The sequence below is a fragment of the Brevundimonas sp. GW821-FHT02A10 genome (assembly GCF_059422025.1).
The window spans coordinates 54,940-71,394 of record NZ_JBWKWC010000003.1 but is presented as its reverse complement, the minus strand read 5'-3'; the positions used below and the strand labels follow the sequence as shown (position 1 = coordinate 71,394).

Here is a 16,455-nt window from a genome sequence, read left to right as displayed (position 1 = left end):
GTTTCTTCTTGATTATCCGACCGAGCCTTCAAGGCTGATCGCTACGAGTTTTTGCGCCTCGACGGCGAACTCCATCGGCAGCTTCTGCATCACGTCGCGGACGAAGCCGTTGACCAGCAGGGCCACGGCCTCCTCCTGCGAAAGGCCGCGCTGCTGGGCGTAGAAGAGCTGATCGTCGGACAGGCGTGTCGTCGTCGCCTCATGCTCCAGCTGGGCCGAGCCGTTGCGGGCCTCGATATAGGGGACGGTGTGCGAGCCGCAGTCCTTGCCGATGAGCAGGCTGTCGCACTGGGTGAAGTTGCGCACCCCCGTCGCCTTCGGATGCACCGAGACCAGACCGCGATAGGTCGAGTCCGACTTGCCCGCCGACACCGCCTTGGCGATGATCCGCGACTTCGAGTTCTTGCCCAGATGGATCATCTTGGTGCCGGTGTCGGCCTGCTGATGTCCGTTGGTGATGGCGATCGAATAGAACTCGCCCGAGCTCTCCTCGCCCTTGAGGATGCAGGACGGGTATTTCCACGTCACCGCCGAGCCCGTCTCGACCTGGGTCCAGCTGACCTTCGACCGGTCGCCACGACAGTCGGCGCGCTTGGTCACGAAGTTGTAGATGCCGCCCTTGCCGTTGGCGTCGCCGGGGTACCAGTTCTGGACCGTCGAGTATTTCACCTCGGCGTCGTCCAGGGCCACGATCTCGACCACGGCCGCGTGCAGCTGGTTCTCGTCGCGCATCGGCGCCGTGCAGCCTTCGAGGTAGCTGACGTAGCTGCCCTTGTCGGCGATGATCAGGGTGCGTTCGAACTGGCCCGTCTGGCTCGCATTGATGCGGAAATAGGTCGACAGCTCCATCGGGCAGCGCACGCCCGGCGGAATGTAGACGAAGGACCCGTCCGAAAAGACCGCGCTGTTCAGGGCCGCGAAATAGTTGTCAGACACCGGCACGACCGATCCCAGATACTGACGCACCAGATCAGGATATTCGCGCAAAGCCTCGGAAATCGGCATGAAAATCACCCCGACCTTGGCCAGCTCGGCCTTGAAGGTGGTGACCACGCTGACGCTGTCGAAGACCGCGTCCACGGCGTATTTCGGCGCGCCCTCGACGCCCGCCAGCACCGCCTGTTCGTTCAGCGGAATGCCCAGTTTGGCGTAGACGGCCAGCAGTTCGGGATCGACCTCGTCCAGCGACTTGGGCCCGTCCTTCTTCTTCGGCGCGGCGTAGTAGAACAGCGACTGATAGTCGACCGGCTCGTATTTCACCGAGGCCCAGGTCGGTTCCTCCATGGCCTGCCAGCGCTCATAGGCGGCCAGACGCCATTCAAGCATCCACTCAGGTTCGCCCTTCTTCTCACTGATAAAGCGGACGATATCGGCATTCAGTCCGCGCGGCGCGAACTCGGTGTCGATCTCGGAGGTGAAGCCGTGCTCGTACTTCTCCAGTGCGGCGACCGCGTCGATGGTTTCCTGAACGGCGGCCATTACGCGACCTCCCTCTTGCTACGCTCGGCGATCCGTTCGCGCTGGGCGGCATAGGCCGTGGCCCAGGTCGTCGCGAAACGGATCCAGTCATCTTCGGTGGTGGTCCAGCCGCCCGAGGCGCGCACGCCCCCGGCCGCCAGATCGGCGCGTCCCGTCGCCAGGATGGCGCGCGAGGGTTTGGTCTTGCCCGACGAACAGGCCGACCCGCCCGAGGCCATGATCCCGGCCAGATCCAGGGTGATCACCTGCTGCGGGCTGTCCCAGTCGGCGACGGCCATGAACAGGGTGTTGGGCAGGCGTTCGACCGCCGCGCCGATGATCACGGCGCCGGCGGCGGTGACGGTCTTCTCGGCGGCGTCGCGCCAGGGCTTGTGCGCCTCGACATAGGGCAGGTCGCGCAGCGAACATTCCGCCGCCACACCGAATCCGGCGACGCCCGCGACATTCTCGGTGCCGCCGCGCATGCCACGCTCCTGACCGGCGCCGTGAACCACGGCGACCGCTGACCGGCCCGCGCCCATGATCAGGGCGCCGACGCCTTGGGGCCCGCCCAGCTTGTGCGCCGAAAGGGTCAGGCTGTCGGCGCCGAGGCTGCGCATCTCGACAGGAATCTTGCCCGCCGACTGGACCGCATCGACATGCAGCCAGCCGCCGGCCTCGCGCACGATCCGGGCGGCCGCGGCGATGGGCTGGACGACGCCGCTCTCATTGTTCGCATGGTGGATGGCCACAACAGCCTTGCCGGGCAAGCGCAGCAGTTCGGACAGCTTGCCCAGCTGGATCACGCCATTGGTGTCGACCGGCAGCATCTTGACCGGCTTGCCCGAGGCCACGGCGGCCTCGAGGATGCACGGGTGTTCGGTCGCGCTGACGATCAGCCGCTCGCAACCGGCGGCCAGAGCACTGGCCAGACCCTGACCGTTCGATTCCGTGCCGCCGGACGAGAAGATCACCGCCGTCGGATCGGCGCCGACCAGGGCGCCGACCTGGGCCCGCGCCGTTTCGATCCGCGCCCGCGCCTTGCGGCCCAGCGCATGCACGGCCGAGGCGTTGCCGCCCTCGGCCAGGATCGCGGTCATGACCTCCAGCACTTCCGGCCGGATCAGTCCGGAGGCATTGTAGTCGAGGTAGACGCTCATGCCGCCGCCTCCACCACGATCACGGCTTCCACTTCGGCCGCCCGGCGCCGCGCGCCCGTGCGGTTCATCACCACGTCTTCCAGCGAGACGCCGGCCAGATAGCGGTGGATCTCGTCGCCGAGGTCTTCCCACAGATTGTGGGTGATGCAGCGCTCGCCAGCCATCATGCAGCCCTTGGGCGAGGAATGGCCGACGCAGCGCGTGGCGCGGATCGGTTCGTCGACGGCCAGAACGATATCGGCGACCACCGTCTCATGCGCGCCCCGGGCCAGCCGGTAGCCGCCACCGGGGCCACGCACGCTCTGGACCAGCCCGCCCTTCCTCAGTCGAGCGAACAGCTGTTCCAGATAACTCAATGAAATCTCTTGGCGCTGCGCGATTTCGGCCAGCGAAACGGCGCGCGCGGCGCCGTCATCCGCCCGGCTGTTCTTCGCCAGATCGGCCATCGCCATCACGGCGTATCGTCCCTTGGTCGACAGACGCATCCCGCACCTTCAAAATTCTCGCGCTTTTCGGGGGTCCTGTGCTAAGACCCGCGCCTTCTGCAAGGCGGCGGCGCGCACGGGGGACTTAGAAAGTCCTACTGCAGCGGTCAAGTATTCATGCCGCTGAAACGACATATGTGAACGGATTCCAGAGCCTCATGCCTGAAGTCATCCTGCCCGGCGCCTCCGGTCGTATCGAAGGTCGCTATTCTCCGGGCAAGCGCGCCAACGCCCCGATCGCCCTGATCCTGCATCCGCACCCCAAGGCCGGCGGCCATATGAACAACCCGGTCGCGGTGACGCTGTACCAGCTGTTCGTGAAGCGCGGCTTCGCCACCCTGCGCTACAATTCGCGCGGCGTGGGCAAGTCCCAGGGCGAGTTCGATTCGGGCATCGGCGAGCTGGCCGACGCCGCCACAGCCCTGGACTGGCTGCAGGCCAACAACCCCGCCGCCACCCAGACCTGGGTCGCCGGCTATCAGTTCGGCGCCTATATCGGCATGCAGCTTCTGATGCGCCGTCCCGAGACCGACGGCTTCATCTCGGTCTCGCCGCCGTCGAACATGTACGACTTCTCCTTCCTCGCCCCCTGCCCGGCCTCGGGCCTGTTCCTGCACGGGACGGCCGACAGCATCGTGCCGCCGGTCGAGGTCGAGCGCGTGGTCAACAAGCTGCGCACCCAGAAGGGCATCGTCATCGACTATGAGCTGGAGGACGGCGCCAGCCACTTCTGGCAAAACCACATGGACGCCGTCGACCGCCGCGTCGGCGCCTACCTCGACAAGCGCCTGGAAGAAAAGCCGGCCTGATCAAAGATCACCCTCTCCCGCCGGGAGAGGGGTTCGAGCGCGCATACACCGCACGCAGAAGAGCCTGATCCCTCACGCCTTCTGCGCGCGCGAGGCCAATCGGCTCAGCACGTCCCAAATCCGGGTTAGACTTTCAGTCCCCGGTCTTTGACATCCCGCCACGCCCTGCACCCGGAGTGCAAGCCGAGTGCAAACCCTTCTCGCGAGATCGATCCTTCAGATTCAGCAACTTACAGGCCGAACCTGAACATCGACATTCAGCTTTGCACCTTTTGCACCCACTCTTTTCCGAGTGCAAACCTACCGCTCCGCCTCCACCTCCGGAGCATGGGCCCGGACGCTGAGCAGGACGCTGGCGACCATCAGGACGACAGCCAGCCCCTCCAGCAGGGTCGGGCCGCGCCGGGCCAGCAGGAAGCCATAGGCCAGGGCGAACAGGGTCTCGAAGACGATCATCTGACCCATCAGAGTCATGGGCAGCAGGCGGCTGGCGCGGTTCCAGAAGGCGTTGCCGACGATGGAGGCGCCGAAGGCCACGGCGGCCGAGACGCCCGCGAACAGGCCCCAGTCGGCGACCGCCCACTGCGGCGGATCGAACAGGACCAGCACCGCCAGCCCCAGCGACAGGCCGCCCGTCACTACCCCGGTCAGCAGCGACCAGTCATGGGCCGAGACTTGCGGCAGCCGGTCCAGCCAGCGGCTGTTGAAGACCGCATAGGCCGACCAGGACAGCAAGGCGGCGATGGCGCAGCCGATGCCGATCAGACTGCTCCACACGGTCTGCACGACTGCCCCGGTTCCCACGCCGTACGAGGCCTCATGGCCGATCAGGACCACGGCGACGACCGCCAGCGCCAGCGCCGGAGCGATCCGCCTCAGCGGCGCGGCGCCCGGCTCGCGCAGCCCCCACAGGGCCACCACCACCGGCACCATCCCCACGATCAGGGCGCTGGCCGAGACCCCGGCCCAGTGCACCGCCACCACCAGCAGGGCGTAGTAGAGCAGGTTACCGAGCACGCTCAGCAACACCAGCGCCCGCCAGGCCTCGCCGGTCAGCAGGGCCGTCAGCCGCCTCCAGCGTGGCGCGACCAGCACCGCCGCGATCAGGCCGTAGGCGAGGTAGCGCCCGGCCGCCATCAGGGCCGGAGAGGCGTCCGGCGTGGCCTTGGGCGCCAGGAAGACCATGCCCCACATGGCCCCGGCGCCGACCCCGCAGGCGACGCCGAGCCACCGGTTGGACAACCCGCTCACGAGGGGCCGCTCAATAGAGCAGGAAGGGCTTCCGCGCCTCTTCCCAGGCCGCCTCGTCCGGCAGGGTCAGGGCGTCGAGATCGGCGGCCGTGGCCTCCCGGTCATCCACCCACTCCCGCAGCGCCGGGCCGCCGTTGATGGTGTCGATCGGCAGCTTGCCGAAGGCGTACTCATAGGGGAAGTCGCGCCACAGGTCGTAGTCCGGATAGAGGTTCCGAACGGCCTTGAAGGCCAGGGCCTGGACCCGCCACGGCTTGAAGGCGGCGTGGTCATAGTGCGGGTCGTCGACGTGGATCTGGACCCCATTGCACAGCTTGCCGACGTGCTTGTGGAAGGTCGGCTGGAACCAGCAGTCCCTGAGGATACAGCCCTTCAGCCACTCGGGCGCGAGGCGCCGCATCTCGGCGATGACGTCGCGGGCCACGATGTCGGGCGCCCCGAACAGCTCGAGCGGACGGGTCGTGCCGCGTCCCTCGGACAGGGTCGCGCCCTCCAGCATGACGGTGCCGGCATAGGCCCGGACCATGGAGACATTGGGGGCGTTGGGGCTGGGGTTGATCCAGCTGCGCTCGCTCAGCGGCCAGCCGTAGCCGGGGCCCTGTTCGGGCTCCCAACCCTCCATCTCGATGACGCGGTAGTCGACCTTCAGGCCGAAGTGATCGATGAACCACAGCCCCATCTCGCCGAGCGTCATGCCGTGGCGCATGGGCATCGGACCGGCCCCGACGAAGCTCTCCCAGCCGGGCCGCAGCGTCAGCCCCTCGACCGGCCGCCCCGCCGGGTTGGGCCGGTCCAGCACCCAGACCGTCTTGCCGTGCTCGGCCGCGGCCTCCAGCACGTACAGCAGGGTCGTCACGAAGGTGTAGATGCGACAGCCCACGTCCTGCAGGTCGATCAGGATGACGTCGAAGGTGGTCATCGACTGACCCGACGGCCGCCGGACCTCGCCGTACAGGCTGAAGACGGGGATGCCGTGGACCGGATCGGTCTCGTCCGGCGTCTCCATCATATTGTCCTGCAGGTCGCCCTTCATCCCGTGCTGAGGCCCGAAGGCGGCCGTCAGTTTGATGTCCGGCAGGGCCGCCAGGGCGTCGATGGAGTGGGTCAGGTCTGCCGTCACCGAGGCCGGATGGGCCAGCAACGCCACGCGCCGCCCCTTCAGCTCGGCCTGAAGGGCGGGGTCGGACAGCAGGCGGTCGATGCCGGTTCTCATACGGGGTCTCTTCCTGCGGTCAGGAGGGCCGGCAGTGCGGCGATGAAGCTGGTCATGGCGTGGAAGTCGGGCTCGTCCGAGCCGTGGGTCAGGGCCCACCAGCCCTTGGCTCCGTCGCGATCCTCGACCACGGTCGTCAGGCCCAGCCGCCAGTCGCCGTCAAGGCGCGGCAGGCCGTCGAGCGACAGCGTGGTCTCAAGCACGACCTCATCGGTCCCGACCGTGAAGGCGATCACCGGCGCCGGGACCTCCAGATCGGTCATGTGGTCGCGGTAGCCGTCGAACCGGTAGGCGGCCCAGGCGGTCGAGGGCGACAGATTGAACTCGTAGTACCGCTCGCCATCCGGCCCGGCGATGAAGACCTCGCAACAGGTCGTCTGCCACAGGCCGTCGCGGCGCTCGGGCGACCCGGTCGGCGACAGCTTCAGACGGGCGATGTCGCCGCCCAGGACATAGCGCAGCCGCAGCCGGTCGCCCGCCTCACGCGTCGCCTCGACCGTGATCCGGTCAACGGAGGTCGCATGGGACCGGGGATGAGGCTGAAGCGACCACTGCATCCGCCCTCGATAGCGCGCGCCGCTCGCAGGTCAAACGCTTGACCGTCCGGCGGCCCTTGTCCTAGCCTGTCTGCATGTTCGCACGCCTCGCCCGCACCGGCCTCTATTACCGCTCGCTGAGCTAGCGAGCGGCCGCGAACCCACGCGCCGCCCTCGCCGGCGGCGCGACCCTTCCGGAAACGGATGACGCCCGTCGGCCTCCCTGCTAACGGAACCGCCATGACCGAGACCCCTGCCCCCACCGACTTCAAGTCCGCCTTCCTCACCACCCTGCGTGACCGCGGCTACATCCATCAGGTGACCCATCCGGCCGAGCTGGATGCGGCGGCCGCCGCCGGGATCGTGGTCGGCTATGTCGGCTTCGACGCGACGGCCAAGAGCCTCCACGTCGGCAACCTGATCTCGGTCATGATGCTGCGCCGGCTGCAGCAGGCGGGCGGCAAGCCCGTGGTCATCATCGGCGGCGGCACGACCAAGGTCGGCGACCCGACCGGCCGCGACGCCTCGCGCCCCCAACTGACCGACGCCGACATCGCCGCCAACATCGCCTCCATCAAATCGGTGTTCGAGGTCTTCCTGACCTTCGGCGACGGCCCCACCGACGCCATCCTGATCAACAACGACGACTGGCTGTCGCAGTACGGCTACATCCAGTTCCTGCGCGACTACGGGACCCACTTCACGGTCAACCGCATGCTGGCCTTCGACTCGGTCAAGCTGCGCCTTGAGCGCGAGCAGCCGATGAGCTTCCTCGAGTTCAACTATATGCTGATGCAGTCGGTGGACTTCCTCGAGCTGAACCGCCGCCATAACGTCACGCTTCAGATGGGCGGGTCGGACCAGTGGGGCAACATCGTCTCGGGCGTCGACCTGGTGCGCCGCGTGGACCAGAAGAGCGCCTTCGGCCTGACCACGCCCCTACTGACCACGGCCTCGGGCGGCAAGATGGGCAAGACGGCGCAAGGGGCCGTCTGGCTGAACGCTGAACAGCTGAGCCCCTACGACTACTGGCAGTTCTGGCGCAACGCCGAGGACGGCGACGTGGGCAAGTTCATGCGCCTGTTCACCGACCTGCCGCTGGACGAGATCGCCCGTCTGGAGGCGCTGGAAGGCGCCGCCATCAATGACGCCAAGAAGGCGCTCGCCGACGCCGCAACGACCCTGCTGCACGGGGCCGAGGCCGCCGCGACCGCCCGCGCGGCCGCCGAGAGCGCCTTCGAGAAGGGTCAGCTGTCGGCCGACCTGCCGACCGTCGAACTGCCGTCCGCCGAGGTTATCGGGGCGATGATCGCCGCCGTGGTGACCAAGGCCGGCCTGAGCGCCTCCAACGGCGAGGCCCGTCGTCTCGCCCAGGGCGGCGGCCTGCGTCTGAACGACGAGGCCATCGCCGACGGCGCCCGCCTGATCGAGGCCTCCGACGTCAATGCGGACGGGGTGATCAAGCTGGCCGCCGGCAAGAAGAAGATCGTCCTGGTCAAACCCGTCTGAGCCCGGAGCCGCCGCCGATGACCGACATCACCGAAGGCCAGCAAGCGCCTGCGTTCGACCTGCCTGTCGACGGCGGCGGCTCCGTCTCTCTGGCGGGGCTGAAGGGGAAGACCGTGGTCCTCTACTTCTACCCCAAGGCCGACACCCCCGGCTGCACGACCGAGGGCCAGGACTTCACCGCCCTTGGCGATGAGTTCGTCGCTGCGAACACCGTGGTCATCGGCGTCTCCCGCGACCCGGTGAAGAAGCTGGACCGGTTCAAGACCAAGGCCGCCCTCGGCGTCATCCTCGGCTCGGACGAGACCGGCGTGGTCACGGAAAGCTACGGCGTCTGGGGCGAGAAGACCCTCTACGGCCGCGTCTATATGGGCATCGAGCGCGCCACCTTCCTGATCGACGATCAAGGCGTTGTGCGCCGCACATGGCGCAAGGTCTCGGTCAAGGGCCACGCCGCCGCCGTGCTCGAGGCCGCCAAGGAACTGCGTTCGGCTTGATCTCGGCCCCGCAAGCAGATTACAGCGCCGAAACAATACCCCAACCGAGCGAATCTGGGCCTCCCCTAGATTCGTTTTGGGGTGTGCAGCGCACAATGATGGTTAACAATGCGTGAACGCTGTTGCCGTCCTGCCTCTGTTCCGGAATAAGTACGTCCGTAAGCGTGGGGGCGTGATTACAATGCAGGAAGATACAGGGGTGGTCAGGCGCTCCTTGATCGAACGCCTATTCCCAGAGCGTTGTCTCTATCTGCGTGAGAGCAACGGCGAGGTCCGGGGCTATGTGCTGACGACGGGCCGCCAGATGATCGTGGCCGGCGTCGCGGCGCTGGCGATCGGCTGGACCCTGGTCGCTTCGGGCGGCTTCCTCTTCGATGTCGTAGCCCAGACCCAGGCGGACAGCCAGGTCGTGCGCGCCCGCGCCGCCTCCGAACGCGCCAACGCCGACCTTCAGGCCCGGCTCGAGACGGCCGTGGTGCGGATGTCGGCGACCAACGGCTCGCTGGACGAGATGGCCCAGATGGTCGAGCACCGTCACGCGGCCCTGACCGGCGTCATGTCCATGTTCCACGGCGTGCCGGGAGCCCAGGGCGCGCTCAAGCCCGCCGAGGGCCTGAACCCCGCCACCCACACCCCGGTCCAGCGCGTCATGGCCGTGCGACTGGATCAGGACCGTCTGATCGCCCGCGCCGAGACCTTCGCGCAGAGCCGCGCCGAGCGGCTGCGTCTGGCCTTCCGCCTCGCCGGCCTGAACCCCGCCGCCTATGTCGTCCACGGCGCCGGCCTCGGCGGCCCGCTGGTCGAGGCCAAGGACCCGCGCGCCCTGGCCGCCATTCTGGACGTGGACGAAGGCTTCGCCATCCGCATCCGCAACGCCGCTGACAATCTGAACGACATGCGCCGACTGGCCGACGTCGCCGACGGCCTGCCCTTCGCCCGCCCGACCCAGGCCCGCACCACCTCGGGCTTCGGCGTCCGCTTCGATCCCTTCAACGGCCGCCCGGCCCTGCACCAGGGCCAGGACTTCGCCGCCCCGCTCAACACCCCCATCTATGCGACGGCGCCCGGCGTCATCTCTTTTACGGGTGTTCGTTCAGGGTATGGCAACACCGTTGAGATAGACCATGGGCACGGTTTCAAGACCCGGTTCGCCCATCTGAACTCCATCGCCGTCAAGCCCGGCCAGCCGATCGCGCTCGGCCAGCGGATCGGCGCGATGGGAACCACCGGCCGCTCCACGGGCGTTCATCTGCACTACGAAGTGTGGGTCAACGGCCGCGCCCAGAATCCAGCCCGCTTCCTCAGAGCAGGAGACCAACTTGTTCAACAAGACTAAGCCCGTCACCCCTTCCGCCGGCCAGGCCCGGCCGACCCCCGCGCCGATCCCGCCCCTGCCGGATCTGCCCTCGCCAGGACGTCCCATGACCAGCGCCCCCACTCCGGCTCCCGCCCCGTCGATCTCGTCGCGCGGCCTGTCGACCCTGTCGTCGGACCTCCAGTTCGAGGGTTCGATCACCGGCGGCGGCGATCTGCAGGTTGACGGCTCGGTCAAGGGCGACATCCGCGTCGGCCGTCTGATCGTCGGTGAGACCGGCGCCGTCGAGGGCAATGTCAGCGCCGACTATCTCGAAGTGCGCGGCCGCATCGTCGGCGGCGTCGCCGGCAAGCAGGTCAAGCTGGTCTCGACCGCCTATGTCGACGGCGACATCACCGCCGAACAGCTGTCGATCGACATCGGCGCCTACTTCCAGGGCCGCGTCCTGCAGAGCCGTCCGCAGGCGCCCGTCGCAGCTCCGACCCCGGTCGCGCCGGCTCCGACGCCCGCCCCGGCCGCCGACGCCTTCAGCGCCCCGCCGCTGCCGGCCGAAGAGAAGCCCCAGATCCCCAGCTTCTGAGGGCTGGCGACAAGCTAAACGATAGAAGGGCCCGGAGCGATCCGGGCCCTTTCTGTTTGGGCGCTGGCCCACACGGTGAGGAACGACGCCCCTCCCCAAGGGTTTGACGCCCATGACCAAGCCTGCCGAGCCGCCCCTCCCCGCCGAAACACCCCTCATCGTCGATCCGCTCGATCCCAAGGCCGTGGACGGCTACGTCGAGGCGATCGACCCGCCCGAAGCCAAGCTGAAGATGACGGCGGACGCCGCCGAGATCTCGGCCCTCCGCATGCTCGACGCCGCGGCCAAGGCCCGGGAGTAGCGGGTCGAGCGGCTTGTGGCTCGGGACAACAGCGTTATGGTCCTGCCGTCGAAGCAGGAAGCCGCCATGAAATCCGGGATCATTCTGGCTACAGCGCTCCTCACCGCAATGGGCGCGACCGAGGCGCCGGCGCAGACGCCGCCTCATGACGAGGCCCGCCATGACCACGCCGCCATGGAACGCCTCGGCAGCGTGAGCTTCGAGACCTCGTGCGACGCGGCCGCCCAGCCGCGTTTCGATCGCGCCGTCGCCCTGATGCATTCCTTCCAGTTCGGGCCCGCGATCGCCGGCTACCGGTCCGTGCTGGAGGCGGATCCCGATTGCGCCATGGCCTGGTGGGGCATCGCCCTGAGCAGCTGGAGCAACCCCTTCGCCGGCTTCAAATCGCCCGCCCAGCTGGCGCAGGGGTTGAACGCGGTCACGGCGGCGCGCGCGCTGGCGACCGGGACGCCGCGCGAGAAGGCCTATATCGAGGCCGTGGCCCGGCTGTATGTCGACGCCGACCGGCTGGACCAGTCCTCGCGAGCGCTTGCCTATGAGGAGGCGATGGAGCGGGTGGCGGCGGAGTGGCCCGCCGACGACGAGGCCAGCATCTTCTACGCCCTGGCGCTGGCCGCCGCCGCCGATCCCGCCGACAAGACCTATGCGAAGCAGTTGAAGGCCGGTGAGATCCTTGAGGGGCTGTTCGCCCGCTACCCGGATCATCCGGGCCTCGCCCACTACATCATCCACGCCTATGACGAGCCCGCCCTGGCGTCGCGCGCCGCCGAAGCCGCCCGCCGATATGGCGCGATCGCACCCTCGACACCGCATGCCCTGCATATGCCGTCGCACACCTTCACCCGGATCGGGGACTGGCAGGCGTCGATCGACACCAACCTCGCCTCGGCCGCCTCGGCGCGGGCCGCCAACCAGCCGGCAGATGAGCTGCACGCCAGCGACTACATGATCTACGGCTATCTTCAGACGGGTCAGGACAAGGCCGCGGCCCAACTGGCCGAAACCGCCGCCGAGGTGTTCACGCGCTTCGATCCGGCCGCCGCCAACGGGGCGGCTCCGGCCTCCGCGGCCTTCTACGCCCGCGCCGCGATACCCGCGCGCGACGCCCTGGAGCGCCGGGACTGGGCGCAGGCGGCGACGCTCGAGCCCGTGACGAGCCGCTTTCCCTACGCCGACTCGATCACCTGGTTCGCCCGGGGTCTGGGCGCCGCCCATCTGAACGACGGCGCCGGCGCGCGGGCGGCGATCGGGTCGCTGGACGAGATCCACGACCGGCTGTCCGGGCAGGGCGAGACCTATTGGGCGCAGCAGACCGATATCCAGCGGCGGGCGGTGACGGCGACCCTGGCCTTCGCGGAAGGGCATGTCCCGGAAGCGCTGGCCGGCATGCGGGCTGCGGCGAACCTCGAAGACAGCACCCAGCTGGCCTCGGTCACGCCCGGCGCGCTCGCCCCGGCGAGAGAGTTGCTGGGCCAGATGCTGCTGGAGCAGCACCGTCCGGTCGAGGCGCTGGAGGCGTTCGAGGCCTCGCTGGTTCAGGAGCCCAATCGCTTCTGGTCGCTGTACGGCGCGGCCTCTGCCGCCACGCAGACGGGCGACGCTGCGAAGGCGCACGGGTACTTCCGGCAGCTTGTCGCCATCAGCCCACGCGCCGATCAACCCGGTCGACCGGAACTGACCGAGGCGCGGGCTCAAGCCGGCGGCGAACCGGCCACGGCGCCTTAGTCCACCGACGATCCGCGGGTCTCGCCGACCCGCTGGGCCAGGGCCGCGCCCATGAAGGCGTCGAGGTCGCCGTCCAGAACGCCCGCGGTGTCCGAGGTCTCGACCTCGGTGCGCAGGTCCTTGACCATCTGATAGGGCTGCAGGACGTAGGAGCGGATCTGGTGCCCCCAGCCGATGTCGGTCTTGGCGTCGGCGAGGGCCTGGGCCGCGGCCTCGCGCTTCTGCAGCTCCAGTTCGTACAGGCGGCCGCGCAGCATCTTCCACGCCATTTCGCGGTTCTGATGCTGGGAGCGGCCGGCCTGACAGGCGACCACGGTGTTGGTCGGGATGTGGGTCAGGCGCACGGCCGAGTCGGTCTTGTTGATGTGCTGACCGCCCGCGCCGGACGCGCGATAGGTGTCGGTGCGCACGTCGGAGGGGTTGATGTCGATCTCGATCGCATCGTCCACGACCGGCGACACCCCGATCGAGGCGAAGGAGGTGTGACGCTTGGCGGCGGCGTCATAGGGGCTGATGCGGACCAGACGGTGGACGCCCGATTCCGACTTCAGCCAGCCATAGGCGTTGGGGCCGGTGATCAGGACCGTCGCCGATTTGACGCCCGCCTGTTCGCCGTCTTCCATGGCCTCGATCTCGACCTCATACCCGTGCGCCTTGGCCCAACGGGTGTACATGCGCAGCAGCATGCCGGCCCAGTCGTTGGATTCGGTGCCGCCGGCGCCGGAGTTCACTTCCAGATAGGCGTCGTTGCCGTCGGCCTCGCCGGACAGCAGCGCCTCCAGCTCGGCGCGGGCGGCGCGGTCCTTGATAGCCTTGAGCTGGGCGCGGGCCTCCTCGAGGGTGGCTTCGTCGCCTTCCTCGTCGGCCATTTCGGACAGCATGACGCCGTCCTCCAGGTCGCGGACCATCTCCTTGACGGTGTTGATCTTGCCTTCGAGCTGGGCGCGTTCACGACTGACGGCCTGGGCCTCGTCGGGCTTGTCCCACAGGGTCGGGTCCTCGACCCGGGCGTTCAGCTCATCGAGCTTTCTGACGGCGACATCCCAGTCAAAGACGCCTCCTGAGCAGAGCGACGCTCTGCTCGATGTCGGCCTTCATGGCCTCGACATCCGGTCTCATCGCAATCTCCGGCGATACAAAAAGGAACGGCGCGCCAGGACGGCGCGCCGTTGTGTGGTGTCTACCTAGAGCGTCAGTACAGTCCGCTCAAGTCCTCGGCCGGTGCCTTCTGTGGCGGCGGCGGGGCCGAGGGCGGCGGCAGGTTCGGGAGCGTCGGCCCCACGCCCGTCTGCTCCTGACGGATGACGTCATTGTAGTTCAGCGGGCCGACGGGTGCGTTCGGATCCGGCGCCTGGTCGTTGCGCGCGCGCTCGGTGCCGGGACGGAAGGCCTCCTCGATACCGTTGACGGTGCGGAAGACGGCGTTGCGCGGACGCACGAACGGCCGGGCCGGACGCTCACGCAGGGCCTTGGTCATGAAGTCGGTGAAGATCGGCACCGGGGTCGCCGCGCCGGTCTCGCCGGAACCCAGCGAGCGGTTGTCGTCGAAGCCGATGAAGACCCCGACCACGATGTCGGTCGAGAAGCCGACGAACCAGGCCGAACGGTAGTCGTTGGTCGTGCCGGTCTTGCCGCCGATCCAGCGGCCCAGGCCCCGGGCGCTGGCCGCGGTGCCGCGCTGGACCACGCCTTCCAGCATGGAAGAGATCTGATAGGCGGTGATCGGGTCGATGACCTGGGTCCCGCGCGGCTCCAGACGCGGCGACGGCTGGCCGCTGAAGCCGCGATCGCACTCGCGGCACGAGCGGCGGTCGGCGCGATAGACGGTCTCGCCGTTCCGGTCCTGGACCATCTCGATCAGATAGGGATCGACCCGGCGGCCGCCGTTGACGAAGGCGGCGTAGGCGGCGGTCAGGCGATAGGGGGTGGTCTCCCCTGCCCCCAGCGACACCGACAGATTGGGCTGCAGATTGTTCGAGACGCCCATCTTCTTGGCCAGATCGATGATGCGCGGCATGCCGATGGTCGACGCCAGGCGCACGGTCATGACGTTGCGCGACAGCTCCAGACCACGACGCAGGGTCGAGGGGCCGTAGTATTCTTTCGAATAGTTCTCCGGCGTCCAGCGGCCGCCGTTGGCGCCGCCCGCGAAGCTGATCGGGGCGTCCAGCACGACCGAGGCCGGGGTGAAGTCGCCGGTCTCCAGCGCCGTGGCGTAGACGATCGGCTTGAAGGCCGAACCGGGCTGGCGTTCGGCCTGGGTGGCGCGGTTGAAGCTGGACAGGGCGTAGGAATAGCCGCCGACCATGGCCAGGACCCGGCCCGACTGGGGTTCGATGGCCACCAGGGCGCCGTTGACGGCAGGGATCTGCTTCAGGGCGTACTGGCCGCCCTTCTTCTCGACGAAGATCAGGTCGCCGCGGTGCAGTTGGCGGTTGGCGTTGGCCCAGGCGGCGTCGGCGACGATCAGGCTGCCGGTGTCGCCGTCGCGGGCGGTGATGATCTGGACGCTGTTGCCGGAGACCGAGGTCACGGCGGCGGCCTGCCACGCCCGGCGTTCGGGCGGGGCGGTCTTCTTCAGGGCCTGGGCCTGCCAGCCCTCGGCGAAGTCGGTCTCGCCCCAGGCGCCGCGCCAGCCGTGGCGGCGGTCATAGTTCTCGAGACCCGTCATCAGGGCGTCGCGCGCGGCCGTCTGCAGCGTCGGGTCCAGCGTCGTGCGCATATAGAAGCCGCCGGCGTTCAGCTGGTCGCCGATGTCGGTGTTGGCCAGGGCCTGACGGCGGGCTTCCTCGACGAAGAAGTCGGCGTCGGCGTACTGGGCGCGCTTGGGGGCGTCCTGGGTGATCAGGGGCCGGGCGCGGCCGTCGATCATCTGCTGTTCGGTGATCCAGTGGTTCTGCGCCATCTCGCCCAGCACCCAGTCGCGCCGGCCCTTGGCCGCGCCGGGGTGGCGTTTCGGATGGTAGTTGTTCGGCCCCTTGGGCAGGGAGGCGAGGAAGGCCGCCTCGTCCGGCGTCAGCTGCTGCAGCGACTTGCCGAAGTAGTTGTAGGCGGCCGAGGCCACGCCATAGGACCGGTAGCCGAGGAAGATCTCGTTCAGATAGAGCTCGAGGATCTGCTCCTTGGTCAGGGTCGCTTCGAGGCGGCTGGAGAGGATGGCCTCCTTCAGCTTGCGGCCCACGGTCGATTCATTGGTCAGGAGGACGTTCTTGGCGACCTGCTGGGTGATGGTCGAGCCGCCCTCCAGACGCCGTCCGGAGACGAAGTTGAAGACGTTCTTGAACATGGCCCGGCCCAGACCGGACACGTCGATGCCGCCGTGCTGGAAGAAATTCTTGTCCTCGGCCGCCATGAAGGCGTGCACGACCTGCTGCGGGATCTGCTCATAGGGCACATAGATGCGCCGCTCGTCCGAGAACTCGCCGATCAGGGTGCCGTCGCCGGCATAGACGCGCGTTGCGGTCGGCGGCCGGTAGTCGGCCAGTTCGGAGGCGTCCGGCAGGTCATGGAACAGCCAGGCCGCATAGACGGCGACCACCAGTCCGGCCAGCGCAATAGCGCCCAGCAGGCCAATGCCCGCCCACACGAACCAGCGTTCCGCAACCTTCACCGCAAACTC

Annotated in this window: 15 protein-coding genes; 7 read left to right on the top strand and 8 right to left on the bottom strand. The window is 68.2% G+C overall.

Translation table 11 applies throughout. The annotated features are described in order from the left end of the window. Window positions 1-12 precede the first annotated feature (12 nt). The 3 genes from sufB to AC07U0_RS09850 are packed head-to-tail and all read right to left on the bottom strand — an operon-like array spanning window position 13 to window position 3,103. Window positions 13-1,479, bottom strand: coding sequence for a Fe-S cluster assembly protein SufB (gene sufB / locus AC07U0_RS09860; protein WP_494719851.1), 1,467 nt, complete (start codon window positions 1,477-1,479; stop codon window positions 13-15). Further along, a complete protein-coding gene (locus tag AC07U0_RS09855) occupies window positions 1,479-2,618 on the bottom strand; it encodes a cysteine desulfurase family protein (RefSeq protein WP_494719850.1) in 1,140 nt (379 codons plus the stop codon). Before AC07U0_RS09855 ends, sufB begins: the two co-directional genes overlap by 1 nt. Beyond that, window positions 2,615-3,103, bottom strand: coding sequence for an Rrf2 family transcriptional regulator (locus AC07U0_RS09850; RefSeq protein WP_494719849.1), 489 nt, complete (start codon window positions 3,101-3,103; stop codon window positions 2,615-2,617). Before AC07U0_RS09850 ends, AC07U0_RS09855 begins: the two co-directional genes overlap by 4 nt. 158 nt (window positions 3,104-3,261) lie before the next feature. Between AC07U0_RS09850 and AC07U0_RS09845 the strand changes: the two genes are divergently transcribed. Then, window positions 3,262-3,912 (top strand): alpha/beta hydrolase, encoded by a 651-nt coding sequence (locus tag AC07U0_RS09845; protein WP_207931755.1) that lies wholly within the window; start codon window positions 3,262-3,264, stop codon window positions 3,910-3,912. Between the two features lie 300 nt (window positions 3,913-4,212). Here AC07U0_RS09845 and AC07U0_RS09840 read toward each other — a convergent pair whose 3' ends face one another. From AC07U0_RS09840 to AC07U0_RS09830, 3 genes are read right to left on the bottom strand one after another with little or no spacing between them, the layout of a single operon-like run. After that, complete coding sequence (locus AC07U0_RS09840) at window positions 4,213-5,163, bottom strand: DMT family transporter (protein WP_494719848.1); 951 nt, start codon at window positions 5,161-5,163, stop codon at window positions 4,213-4,215. Window positions 5,164-5,173: 10 nt separating this feature from the next. After that, on the bottom strand, window positions 5,174-6,376 hold the full coding sequence (locus AC07U0_RS09835) for an exo-beta-N-acetylmuramidase NamZ family protein (protein ID WP_494719847.1): 1,203 nt from the start codon (window positions 6,374-6,376) through the stop codon (window positions 5,174-5,176). Next, the gene (locus tag AC07U0_RS09830; RefSeq protein ID WP_494719846.1) at window positions 6,373-6,933 is read right to left on the bottom strand and encodes a DOMON-like domain-containing protein; all 561 of its coding nucleotides are present in this window, start codon (window positions 6,931-6,933) and stop codon (window positions 6,373-6,375) included. Before AC07U0_RS09830 ends, AC07U0_RS09835 begins: the two co-directional genes overlap by 4 nt. A gap of 219 nt (window positions 6,934-7,152) precedes the next feature. Between AC07U0_RS09830 and tyrS the strand changes: the two genes are divergently transcribed. The 6 genes from tyrS (at window position 7,153) to AC07U0_RS09800 (ending at window position 12,836) form a co-directional block, all read left to right on the top strand. Continuing rightward, entirely contained in the window at window positions 7,153-8,421 is a 1,269-nt protein-coding gene (gene tyrS / locus AC07U0_RS09825; protein ID WP_494719845.1) for a tyrosine--tRNA ligase, read from the top strand. 17 nt (window positions 8,422-8,438) lie between these two features. Next, window positions 8,439-8,915, top strand: coding sequence for a thioredoxin-dependent thiol peroxidase (gene bcp, locus AC07U0_RS09820; RefSeq protein ID WP_494719844.1), 477 nt, complete (start codon window positions 8,439-8,441; stop codon window positions 8,913-8,915). A gap of 181 nt (window positions 8,916-9,096) precedes the next feature. Further along, window positions 9,097-10,251, top strand: a complete 1,155-nt coding sequence (locus AC07U0_RS09815; protein ID WP_494719843.1) for a M23 family metallopeptidase — start codon at window positions 9,097-9,099, stop codon at window positions 10,249-10,251. Beyond that, window positions 10,235-10,810, top strand: coding sequence for a bactofilin family protein (locus AC07U0_RS09810; RefSeq protein WP_494719842.1), 576 nt, complete (start codon window positions 10,235-10,237; stop codon window positions 10,808-10,810). The genes AC07U0_RS09815 and AC07U0_RS09810 overlap by 17 nt, the downstream gene beginning before the upstream one ends. Before the next feature lie 112 nt (window positions 10,811-10,922). Then, the gene (locus AC07U0_RS09805) at window positions 10,923-11,111 is read left to right on the top strand and encodes a hypothetical protein (protein ID WP_494719841.1); all 189 of its coding nucleotides are present in this window, start codon (window positions 10,923-10,925) and stop codon (window positions 11,109-11,111) included. 66 nt (window positions 11,112-11,177) lie between these two features. Continuing rightward, window positions 11,178-12,836: a tetratricopeptide repeat protein gene (locus AC07U0_RS09800; protein WP_494719840.1), complete on the top strand. Its 1,659-nt coding sequence runs from the start codon at window positions 11,178-11,180 to the stop codon at window positions 12,834-12,836. Here AC07U0_RS09800 and prfB read toward each other — a convergent pair. Both prfB and AC07U0_RS09790 read right to left on the bottom strand, forming a co-directional pair. Continuing rightward, window positions 12,833-13,955, bottom strand: a protein-coding gene (gene prfB, locus AC07U0_RS09795) for a peptide chain release factor 2 (RefSeq protein WP_492947801.1) whose coding sequence is annotated in 2 segments (ribosomal slippage) — window positions 12,833-13,885 and window positions 13,887-13,955 — 1,122 coding nt in all. Because the reading frame shifts where the segments join, the coding sequence is not laid out codon by codon here. The genes AC07U0_RS09800 and prfB overlap by 4 nt on opposite strands. 73 nt (window positions 13,956-14,028) lie before the next feature. After that, complete coding sequence (locus AC07U0_RS09790) at window positions 14,029-16,446, bottom strand: penicillin-binding protein 1A (RefSeq protein ID WP_494719839.1); 2,418 nt, start codon at window positions 16,444-16,446, stop codon at window positions 14,029-14,031. Window positions 16,447-16,455 lie beyond the last annotated feature (9 nt).

Coding starts and splice junctions, on each gene's coding strand:
- AC07U0_RS09815 (WP_494719843.1), top strand. CDS start 9,097: ATGCAGGAAGATACAGGGGTGGTCAGGCGCTCCTTGATCGAACGCCTA.
- AC07U0_RS09855 (WP_494719850.1), bottom strand. CDS start 2,618: ATGAGCGTCTACCTCGACTACAATGCCTCCGGACTGATCCGGCCGGAA.
- AC07U0_RS09805 (WP_494719841.1), top strand. CDS start 10,923: ATGACCAAGCCTGCCGAGCCGCCCCTCCCCGCCGAAACACCCCTCATC.
- sufB (WP_494719851.1), bottom strand. CDS start 1,479: ATGGCCGCCGTTCAGGAAACCATCGACGCGGTCGCCGCACTGGAGAAG.
- bcp (WP_494719844.1), top strand. CDS start 8,439: ATGACCGACATCACCGAAGGCCAGCAAGCGCCTGCGTTCGACCTGCCT.
- AC07U0_RS09800 (WP_494719840.1), top strand. CDS start 11,178: ATGAAATCCGGGATCATTCTGGCTACAGCGCTCCTCACCGCAATGGGC.
- AC07U0_RS09830 (WP_494719846.1), bottom strand. CDS start 6,933: ATGCAGTGGTCGCTTCAGCCTCATCCCCGGTCCCATGCGACCTCCGTT.
- tyrS (WP_494719845.1), top strand. CDS start 7,153: ATGACCGAGACCCCTGCCCCCACCGACTTCAAGTCCGCCTTCCTCACC.
- AC07U0_RS09850 (WP_494719849.1), bottom strand. CDS start 3,103: ATGCGTCTGTCGACCAAGGGACGATACGCCGTGATGGCGATGGCCGAT.
- AC07U0_RS09845 (WP_207931755.1), top strand. CDS start 3,262: ATGCCTGAAGTCATCCTGCCCGGCGCCTCCGGTCGTATCGAAGGTCGC.
- AC07U0_RS09835 (WP_494719847.1), bottom strand. CDS start 6,376: ATGAGAACCGGCATCGACCGCCTGCTGTCCGACCCCGCCCTTCAGGCC.